The 10234-nt window shown below is 39.3% G+C and carries 9 protein-coding genes and 1 pseudogene; 4 read left to right on the forward strand and 6 right to left on the reverse strand.

What is annotated here, in order from left to right; genetic code table 11:
* Positions 1–160: 160 nt before the first annotated feature.
* Positions 161–901, reverse strand: a pseudogene (locus AABI99_RS11705) (mechanosensitive ion channel domain-containing protein); the annotation flags it as partial.
* A gap of 130 nt (positions 902–1031) precedes the next feature.
* Between AABI99_RS11705 and AABI99_RS11710 the strand changes: the two are divergent.
* Positions 1032–1994, forward strand: coding sequence for a YihY/virulence factor BrkB family protein (locus tag AABI99_RS11710; protein WP_338365968.1), 963 nt, complete (start codon positions 1032–1034; stop codon positions 1992–1994).
* Here AABI99_RS11710 and AABI99_RS11715 read toward each other — a convergent pair.
* Positions 1991–2881 carry a LysR family transcriptional regulator gene (locus AABI99_RS11715; RefSeq protein ID WP_338365969.1) on the reverse strand — a complete coding sequence of 297 codons (891 nt, stop codon included), beginning with the start codon at positions 2879–2881 and terminating at the stop codon, positions 1991–1993. The genes AABI99_RS11710 and AABI99_RS11715 overlap by 4 nt on opposite strands.
* Positions 2882–2954: 73 nt before the next feature.
* Positions 2955–5975: an EAL domain-containing protein gene (locus AABI99_RS11720; protein WP_338365970.1), complete on the reverse strand. Its 3021-nt coding sequence runs from the start codon at positions 5973–5975 to the stop codon at positions 2955–2957.
* 345 nt (positions 5976–6320) lie between these two features.
* Between AABI99_RS11720 and AABI99_RS11725 the strand changes: the two genes are divergently transcribed.
* Both AABI99_RS11725 and AABI99_RS11730 read left to right on the forward strand, forming a co-directional pair.
* Positions 6321–7163 carry a pirin family protein gene (locus tag AABI99_RS11725; protein WP_338365972.1) on the forward strand — a complete coding sequence of 281 codons (843 nt, stop codon included), beginning with the start codon at positions 6321–6323 and terminating at the stop codon, positions 7161–7163.
* Between the two features lie 21 nt (positions 7164–7184).
* Entirely contained in the window at positions 7185–8165 is a 981-nt protein-coding gene (locus tag AABI99_RS11730) for a glutathione S-transferase family protein (RefSeq protein WP_338365975.1), read from the forward strand.
* A 63-nt stretch (positions 8166–8228) separates the two neighbouring features.
* Here the strand turns inward: AABI99_RS11730 and AABI99_RS11735 are convergent, their stop codons facing one another.
* From AABI99_RS11735 to AABI99_RS11745, 3 genes are read right to left on the reverse strand one after another with little or no spacing between them, the layout of a single operon-like run.
* Positions 8229–8471 (reverse strand): hypothetical protein, encoded by a 243-nt coding sequence (locus AABI99_RS11735; RefSeq protein ID WP_338365977.1) that lies wholly within the window; start codon positions 8469–8471, stop codon positions 8229–8231.
* A 10-nt stretch (positions 8472–8481) separates the two neighbouring features.
* Positions 8482–8928, reverse strand: coding sequence for a hypothetical protein (locus AABI99_RS11740; RefSeq protein WP_338365979.1), 447 nt, complete (start codon positions 8926–8928; stop codon positions 8482–8484).
* 6 nt (positions 8929–8934) lie between these two features.
* The gene (locus AABI99_RS11745; RefSeq protein ID WP_338365981.1) at positions 8935–9273 is read right to left on the reverse strand and encodes a DUF883 domain-containing protein; all 339 of its coding nucleotides are present in this window, start codon (positions 9271–9273) and stop codon (positions 8935–8937) included.
* Positions 9274–9774: 501 nt separating this feature from the next.
* Here AABI99_RS11745 and mraZ point away from each other — a divergent pair.
* The gene (mraZ, locus tag AABI99_RS11750; RefSeq protein WP_338365984.1) at positions 9775–10233 is read left to right on the forward strand and encodes a division/cell wall cluster transcriptional repressor MraZ; all 459 of its coding nucleotides are present in this window, start codon (positions 9775–9777) and stop codon (positions 10231–10233) included.
* Position 10234: the final 1 nt, after the last annotated feature.

The following is a 10234-nucleotide window of genomic DNA, read 5'->3' on the forward strand; positions in this document are numbered from 1 at the left end:
AAGTAGCGTTAATACACATTAACGTTAGTTAGTAATGGTAAATCAAAGCTTTCTATGGAGCACACAGCTAAGTTTAATCTATAAAAGTGCATAAATGCTGTGCCAAAGTCTGTATATTTTTCCTTACTAAAAACTATAACATATTGATTTTTAGTTTTTATATTATTGAACTGCCTAAATTGTTAATCAGTACTTGCGCTGGTGGCTCAGTAATAACACCCGTTTGCTTGTTTGCAATCTCAAGGGCGAGTGTTTGGCAGTAGCGAATATCGTTATCGTAACCTATGCCAATTACCACTTTGGCGCGCATTTTTGGATTAGCAGTAAGGTTTTTAATGGTATTTTTGTAAACCGTGGCATTGGGTATTTGTATGTGATTGCCATCGTAATCAACTAAGGTAGTTGCCCGCGCAGTCACTTTTTTTACTACCCCTAAGCGACCATCTACCTCTATTACATCATCTAGTTTGAATGGACGTTGAACGCTTAGTAGTAAGCTTGCGATAAAATTCTCTGCTATGTCTCTAAAAGCAAAGCCCAATATTAAGCCAATTAAACCAGTCCCACTCATTATGGCAATAGCAAATTCGGTCAGCCCTGCTAAACGTAAAAATAAATACACACCTAATAACAAAATTAAAATGCTGATACCGCGCCTAGCCACTAGGTGAACTAGTTTACTGTCGGTCATGTAAATGAGCGGTTTTACTAACAGTCTCGACAATGGAGTGGCTGCAAAGTAGCTAATAGTTAAAAGAATAAAACCTAATAAAAGAGTGGGTAATATTTGCGCTGTTGCATGAAGTAATTGCAAACTTTGGGCGTATAAATACTGCCAACTGAATACGCTTTGTTGGACGTTTAAGGCATTCACAGCCGTGGTGTTTGCTGCAATTAGCATAGTTATCGGGCTGTTCATGGGGATTTACCTAAAATTTGTAATAATCTTACAATCAGCAATTTTAGTACCAATGTTAAGCGTGCAGCTTGGCAGACTTTTTGCTCAATAACAGGCTAAAAAGGAGTAGATGATGAGCAAAGCAAAACGAGGACAACATGCCGAGCAGCCAGTACATATTCCGGCTGTTGGTTGGTGGGATATAGCAAAGCGTATTTTTAAGCAAATGAGCCAAGACAATCTATCGCTGGTTGCCGCAGGCGTGGCATTTTATGCCTTGCTTGCAATTTTTCCTGCTATTGCTGCTGTGGTGTCGGTGTATGCATATTTTTCATCGCCCACCGATATTAGTGAACACTTAAGTAAAATAGTGACTTTATTACCGCAAAGCACGAGCGATTTGATTTTGTCTCAGGTCTCGAACTTAGCTCAAACCTCTAACGCCAGTTTAAGTTTAAGTGCAATCGGTACGCTCATCCTTACTATTTGGAGTAGCTCCAAAGGCAGTCAGGCGCTCATTACTGCTTGTAACATTAGTTATCATGAATACGAAAAACGCTCATTTTTCCATGCTCAATTAGTCCGTTTTTTATTTTCAGTAGGGGCTATTTTAGTCGCTATTTTTGCGTTGTTAATTATAGGTATTTTACCGATAGTACTTAATTTAGTGGGTTTAAAAGAAAGTATAGACTTACTAATAAAGTTAATATCATGGCCATTACTCGCATTTATGTTTAACTTTGCATTAGTGCTTTTATATCGATATGCCCCTCACAGAAAACCTGCAAAATGGCGCTGGATAACACTTGGTTCGTGCATTGCTACAGTTTTATGGATTTTAGCTTCACTGGGGTTCTCGTTTTATGTCTCGCACTTTGCAAGTTACAACGAAACGTATGGTTCATTAGGTGGGGTCGTTATTATGCTTATGTGGCTGTATATTAGCGCTTACATTATTACGCTTGGGGCTGTAATAAATGCAGCCACCGAGCAACAAACAGCAAAAGACAGCACTAAAGGCCCCGCAAAAGAACGCGGAAACCGTGGCGCCTTTGTGGCTGATCACCTTGATGTAGATGAGCCGACAAACTCTTAGCTCGGCTCGTTATTGCATAAACTTAGCAAGTATTGTGTAAACGCTCGGCCAACAGGGCCTAAACGGTCGCTGTCGGTGCACATTAAATAAAGCTTTAATGAGCGAGTTGTACCTTGCTCTAAGTTAAGTGGCTTGAGTGTGTTGTTTTTTAATTGCGACTGAATTTGCGCACTAGGCAGCCATGCATAACCAAATTTTTGGCTAACCATGTCGATAGAGTTACGTAAATGGCTCACCGTCCAGCGCATATCAGCTCCAAGCCAGCCGTCGTCATGACTGGTGTGAGTTGCTGAATCGCGAACCACAATTTGCCTATGCAGTTTAAGCTCTCTAAAAGTTAGTGGCGCACTGTATTGGTGTAAGGGGTGATCAGGGTGAGCAACGGCAATAAATTCTATATCGCATAATGTATTGCAGCTAATACCATAAAGTGCAATCGAAGAAATGGCTAAATCTACCACAGCATTTGTTAATAACTCATTTGCGCCGTTAAGTACGCTTTCTATTAATTCTATTTTTACGAGTGGGTATTGCTCATTAATATGGCTTAATGCTTGGTACAATAAATCTTGTGGAAAGACTTCATCTATTGCTATTTTTAATGTGCTTTCAATGCCTTCGCCTAAGGTGGCAGCAACTGATTCTATTTTGCTGGCTTCGTCTATTAAAAACTCAGCACGGCGCAAAATAAGTTTACCGTTTTCGGTCAAATACGCCTTACGGCCTTTTACTTCAAGCAACTTTACTTGTAATGCAGATTCTAACTTTTGTACTGCATGGTGCACGGTTGATTGGCTTTTAAATACCGCACTGCTGGCACCTGCAAACCCGCCATGTTCTACAACAGCTTTAAACATTCTCCATTGCTCGAGTGTTGCCTTTGCCATTTTAAACCTTGTTACTACTTACTATTAATTAAATAACCTGACCGTGTAGATACACTATTTATTGCGTAATGGCTTATCTATTATTGGCAATTACCATTTTTTTGCTGATCAGCAATGACATAAACTCTTTTTTAGGCACGGGCTTTGAGAATAAATAACCTTGTCCGTAGTCGCATCCTGCCTTTAACAGTAGTTGCATTTGTTGCTGTGTTTCAATACCTTCAGCAATAACTTTTAGGCCAAGCTGATGGGCCATTACAATTATGGCTTCACATAAAGCAAGCTCTTGGCTTCCTGCTTTTATATTGTCAACAAAGCGTTTATCTATTTTTAGGTAATCGGTGTCCATTTCTTGCAGGTAGGCAAGTGATGAATAGCCAGTGCCAAAATCATCTAGCGCTAATAGCATACCTGATTGCACTAGTGTTTTTAAGCGACTTTGTGTTAATGGCTCTGGGTTGACCATAAGGCCTTCTGTGATCTCAGCTACTATGGAAGAAGCGGGCAGTTTTGCAGCCTTTAGCATATCGCACCAATCATCAATTCCGCTGTCGGTTGTCGATAGCTGCACAGGCGAAACATTGATACTAATTTGAAATTGCTCACCCATAGTGGTGTTTATTTCTTTTAGGGTGTGTATTGCTTGAGTAAATACAAATTGACCCAGCGCATTTATTTGCCTAGTTTCCTCTGCAAGCGGTATAAATGTCGCCGGCGAGACTAACCCTTTTTTAGGGTGGTGCCAGCGAATAAGGCCTTCTGCTTTGTGAATGTGTAAATCATTTAAGGCCACAATAGGCTGATAAAATAGCTCAAATTGTTCAAGCTCTATGGCTGAGCGTAAATCTTTTAAAAGCTGCATACGTGCTTGTGCGTGAATACGCATATCTTTTGAGAAAAACTCAAAGCCGTTACGGCCGTTATTTTTAGCCTTGTACATGGCTTGGTCAGCAGCTTTTAATAGCAGCTCTGTGCTTTGGCCATCGTTAGGTGCGCATGCAATACCCATACTAGCGCTGATAAACAGCTCTTCGTCTTCAAGCTGTATGCTCGATGAAAGACTTTGCAATACATTGCTGGCAATTTGGTTTATATGGCGAGCGCTTTTAACTTGATCGTAAACAATGACAAACTCATCACCGCCAATACGGGCAACAAAGCTAGCGTTTACTGCTGCTTGAATTATTCGTTGAGAAACTAATTTAAGTAGATTATCACCATAATGATGGCCTAACGTGTCGTTAATATCTTTAAAGTGATCAATATCGAGCAACATCACGACAAGTTCGCACGTTTCATCAGTTACATTTTCAAAGCGTTTATTTAAACGCTCTTTAAGCTCTAACCTATTAGGTAGGTCGGTTAAGTGATCAAAGTGAGTTTTTCGCCATATGGTTTCATCGGCTTGTTTTTTTTCTGTTAGGTCGGTAAATATAGCCACCCGGCGAGTAGGCATGTTTTTATCGTCGTAAACGGTATCTATGATCAGAAATTCGGTATAGGTGTCGCCATTCTTTTTGCGATTAATTATCTCACCCTGCCAACGGCCTGTTTCCCTGAGTTCTTGCCACATTTTTTCATAAAACGCTTTTGAATGTTTGCCCGACGCTAAAATGCGACTGGTTTTACCAATCGCTTCTTCTTTGCTGTATTGAGTTGTTTCGCAAAACGCAGGGTTTACATCATAAATAACGCCATCAGGGTCTGTAATCATCATCCCTTCACTGCTATTACTGTATACAAGCGACGCTAAATGAAGTGCTTTTTCGTTGACCTTTTTTTGGCTAATATCTCTAAGCACAATAATGTATTCATTATTAGTAAGGGTATTAATTCTTGCTTCGAAAAAGTGCTCTTTAGATTTTTTACTTAATGAAAGCTCGAGTGTTTGCGAGCTCTGCAAACTCCCTAAATGAGAAAGTAATAGCTCGGCACTGGCCTTAGGCAGTACATCTGCTAATTTAAGCGCGGAGCTAGGGTCAACGCTTAGCACAGGGCTAATATGCCCGCCAATATAAAGTACTTCACCTTGGGTGTTTATACGTATGTAGGTATCGGGTAAAGCATTTAATAAGCTCATTAATTCGTTGTGCTTGTTTTTTAATTTTGCCTCTGCAGATAGTCGGGTCTGCGCCATAACAGCAAAACGGTCGTAAAGTGCTTTTAATTCTGGGCTATTGGGCTTTTTAATATGTTTAGGCATAGCACCATCTGCAAGCTCATCAGTGGCTTTAGTTAAATTAGCGATAGGTTTAAATATACTTTGTTTAATTAAACGCCTAGCAAGTAACACTAATAAGGCAATAGCCAATAAAAATGCAAAAATAGTTTTAGCAAAGCTTTCATTAACCTTATTAATAAAATCCTCAACTGAAACAGCAATATGAATGTCTAAATTATTACCATGCCCGTCTTCATATATAACTGAGCGATGAAAAATTTGGTTTTCGCCTTTTGCATTTTTAAATACCGTTAATGAGCTTTTAGCATGAAGTAAATCTACATCGGTAATTTTTTGGCCTAAATCACGTGGTCGATTAGGGTAATTGGCGAGTATTAAGCCGTTAGAGTCGGCAATAACAGCTTTAGCGTTGTTAGGTAATTTAGCTTCGCTTAGTACTATGTTCCACCAGTTCAATGCTATAACAGTAACTAGTGTGCCTTTTAATTGGTTATTAGAGTCTATAATCGGGTAGGCAAAATTGACACTTTGCGCTTGAATACTTCGGTCGTATTGAAAATACCCCACCGAAAAGCTTTTATTGTTAATAGCATTTTGAAAATAAGTACGATCGCTAATATTAATATTCTTACTACGCCCATTTGTTACACACTGAAGGTCGCCGTTTTTATCAACAATACCTATATTTGCAATATTTTTATACAGGGCTTTTATTTCATAAAAGTAGCCAGGGCAGGTCTTAGGGAGCGTGTTACTTTTTGCCGTTTTATCGGCTAAATAAATAGTCACCCGTTTAACATCATCAACCATTGTTTTTTGATGCTGTGTCAATTGCTTAGCTATATTTACTATTCTTTCTTCACTTTTTTCTATAGCAGCATCACGCTCATACCATAGCGTAAATACCGTCACTGCAGCGCCCGGAATGCTAAGCAGGATAAGTAATCTATAGAGCTGGCTTTTAAGCGATGAAGTAAAGATAAGATCTCCTTGGACTTTATGTTCCTAAAAAATGATTGTAGACATAAAAGCTGAAAATAACCATACAAAATATAGGGTTGTATTAAAAAGTTATTATAAATCAGCCCAAGCCTGAGCTTTTAATCATTAAGCCTATTATGCAACATAACCGAATTATCGCCATTATCAAGGTGGCTTCTAAAAATTAGAACGATTTACTCGATTTAAAGACATGGTTGTCTGGTTTTATCAATGTTTTAATAAGCTCATTAATTAATCTACTACAGTATTTTAAATATGAATATAGCAAAAGTGTTAACAGCCTATGCAACACAAGATGGGGATGGTGTAAATATCAGCCGAATACCTGGTTTTGATGGTAAATATCTCGACCCCTTTTTGATGATTGATGAGCTAAAGTCTAATAATGAAAGTGACTATATTGGTGGTTTTCCCCCGCACCCTCATCGTGGCATAGAAACCTTTACATACATTATTAAAGGCGGTTTTGAGCACCAAGATCAAATGGGTAACAAAAAGGCAATCCGTTCTGGCGATGTACAATGGATGAGTACAGGCAGAGGCGTTATGCACAGTGAAATGCCGTTAACCGATGAAGAACAGGGGCTACATGGCTTTCAAATTTGGCTCAACATGCCCAGCAATGAAAAAATGCGCACACCACGTTATCAAGATACCACAGACGCGCCAGCACCTGTTGTCACTGACAAGCAAGGCGTTAGCTTTACAGCACTGGCTGGTAATTGGCAGTTTGGTGAATACACGTTAGCGTCGAGCTTGCAAAGCTTAGCGGCACATGCCGCATTGGCCAATGTTACTCTGCCTGTAAATACGCATATGCAATTAGCTGCACTTGAACAACAAAAGGTAATGATTTATGTGCATACAGGTGAACTTATTTCGGCTGATGGACAAACCTTTAATGCTGGCAAGTTACTTATATTAGATGCAAACAGTGACATTGACGTATCTTCACAAAAAGGTGCGGGAATACTTATTTTAGCAGGTAACCCGCTTAAGCAGCCAATTGCACATATGGGGCCGTTTGTTATGACCACACAGGATGAAATTAAACAAGCAGTGCGTGATTATCAAAACGGTGAATTTGGCAACATTTAATGGTTAATTGAGGATGTTATTATGGGTTTATTAGTTGATGGCCAATGGCAAGACCAATGGTACGACACCGAATCGAATAATGGTAAGTTTAAACGCGAAGCGGCGAAGCTTCGTAATTGGATCACAAAAGAGGGTAGCCCTGGGCCAACTGGAAATGAGGGTTTTAAAGCGCAACCGAACCGCTATCATTTGTATGTTTCTTTAGCGTGCCCTTGGGCGCATCGCACACTTATTTTTAGGCAGTTAAAAGGCTTAAGCGATATAATTAGTGTATCTGTGGTCAGCCCTGATATGTTAGATAAAGGCTGGAGTTTTGATAAAACCAAGCATAGCAGCGGCGATGATTTGTTTAATAGTGAATACTTACATCAAATTTATACTAAACACGATGCAAACTACACTGGGCGCGTAACCGTGCCTGTACTTTGGGATAAACTGCAAAATAAAATTGTTAGCAATGAGTCTGCAGACATTATTCGTATGTTTAACACCGCATTTAATGACATTACGAATAATACCGATGACTATTACCCGCAATCACTTCAAGCTGATATTGACGAAATTAACGACCTTGTTTATACCAATATTAATAACGGGGTATATAAAGCGGGTTTTGCAACCACGCAAACAGCATACGAAGATGCATTTACTGCGTTATTTAAAGCACTTGATAAAGTGGAGAACATACTAAGTAAAAATCGTTACCTGCTAGGGGGCACATTAACCGAGGCAGATTGGCGGTTATTCACAACCCTTATCCGGTTCGATAACGTGTATGTTGGGCATTTTAAATGTAATTTACGTACCATTGAAAGCTATCCAGCGCTCAGTAACTATGTACGTGATCTATACCAAGTGAAGGGAGTAGCCAGTACAGTTAATTTTGAACACATTAAGCGCCATTACTATTATAGCCATACGATGATCAACCCTACTCAAATTGTGCCAAAGGGACCTAGTATAAGTTTTGATAAGCCTCATAACAGGGATAAGCTAAGCTAAATTTTATATTTGAGTTGGTGGCAATTGCATTGATGAATTAAGCATGTATTGATGCAATTGCTGCTAGGTAAATAAATTTGCCAGCCAAGCGTATTTACGTAGAAATTTTCTTTCACCTTTACTTGCTTGCACCGTTACACCTGCTAAAAAGGCTGAAGCTAATCCCACTTTGGTAGCCGCAAAACGTTTAAAACGATACTTTATTGCTGCGTGATGCTGGCGCTTTAATGCGTGCTGCAAATCCATTTGCTTATTTAACGTTTCAACGTTTTCATGAGGTTTTTTAATTAAAAAATCCACTAACATAGCTATTTCCTTACAAGTTTAAAAGTTGCTTGATGCTTTTAATCGTTTTACTAAAACCAATTTTATTACTTAGGTATACAGTGTTACGCCAAAGCCAAACTAAACAAGTTATTTGCGCCAGTGCAGCTGTAGCAAAACTTAACCAAACTGAGCCAAATAAATCATAAACACCGTAACCAATCGCACCGAGCAAGCCTGCCCACAACAAAATCAAACCACTGGCAAAACAGCCTAAAAAAATAGTGATCAAGGCCATTGATCTTAATGACAGCTTCCACTCAGCTTTTGCAAGTTGCTGAGTGATCTTTCCTTGTGTTTTATAATCCTCCTTGAGCTGGTCAGTGTATTCTATGATCTTTGCTACATGATCCTGCCAATCATCCCTTTGGGTATTATCATCAGTTGTTTGATTTTGAGCATGACCATCCGTGGCTGCTGTTGCTTGTGAGCTACTCATTATTTATTACTTACGACGAAACAGCGACGTTACAAGCATACCCGCTGCAAACGCTATCCCCGCTGTTGCTAGTGGGTTTTCTGTGGCAAAAGCACGTGTTTTCGCACTACACTCAGATAGTTTTTCTCGAGCAATAAGTTGTTTTTCACTTAGCGCTTCTGCAGAACTTGCTGCGCCTTTACGAACACTTGACTCAGCAACTGATGCCTTACTAGACAGTGCATCTACTGCATCATGTGCTACAGATGTTGCCTTGTCTGTTAAAGGAGCCTCACTTTCTTTTTGCTTAAGATCAGGTTTTACGTTTGTTTGGGTATTCGGTTTAGTATTTGTTGCAGTAGCCATAATCAATCCTTAATAAAGAAAATAAAAATTTAACTGGTGCTTGGGCAGATGCAACGATTAAACCAATCATAAGTAAAAGTACAAGTTGCTGATTTTAATTGTTTTTGTTTGTTTTATGAGAATTGGTTCAGCTCAAATTAAAAGCAGTATGAAGTAAGTATTGCTACTGTGCTAAGTAAATTTTACATGCTTACAAATCCCCTTCAATTTTTTGTAATTATTCATTGATGATTCAGTAAGCAAATAATGTAAACCAAACGTTAAGGGTAGGGCCCCAAAAAAAATTTATCTACTACTTCCACTTTTTCCCACGTAATTCAATCGCTTTGCGTAAAGCCTTATTTTTTCTAGCTTAGCGAGACGTTAAAGCTGGTCAGCTTACTTGACAAAAAGGCTTGTCAAGCCCTAAACTGGAGCACTGTGGTAAAAAGTGGTTTTTAGTGGATCTAACTGGATCAAATTAATCGAAACGCGATTACACAATTTAAAAGTAGGCTTTTTATGTTTCGTGGCGCTAGTTCACTGAGCTTGGATGATAAAGGACGTTTTGCGGTACCGACTAAATACCGAGACGCTTTGCTGTCTGAAGATCAAGGGACGGTTATATGTACCATTGCGCTAAATGAACCATGCTTATGGTTGTATCCTCTTGCACAGTGGCAAGAAATAGAAAGTCGCTTGTCTAAAATCTCTAATATGAATCCACGCGCTCGCCGCATGCAACGAATGTTGCTAGGCAATGCCACAGAGTATCAACTTGATAAAAATGGTCGAATTTTGCTGGCGCCTTCATTGCGCAGCCACGCAGAACTTGGCAAAAAAATCATGCTAGTTGGTTTAATGGATAAGTTTGAAATTTGGGATGAAGCGCGTTGGCAAGAACAAATGCGCCAAGACACAGAGCTGGAAAGGCTAGGTGATTTTGAGTCAAACCAGGATTTAGACAGTCTTACACTCTAAC

Origin of the sequence: uncultured Pseudoalteromonas sp. (assembly GCF_963922945.1) — a bacterium.
Lineage (GTDB): Bacteria > Pseudomonadota > Gammaproteobacteria > Enterobacterales > Alteromonadaceae > Pseudoalteromonas.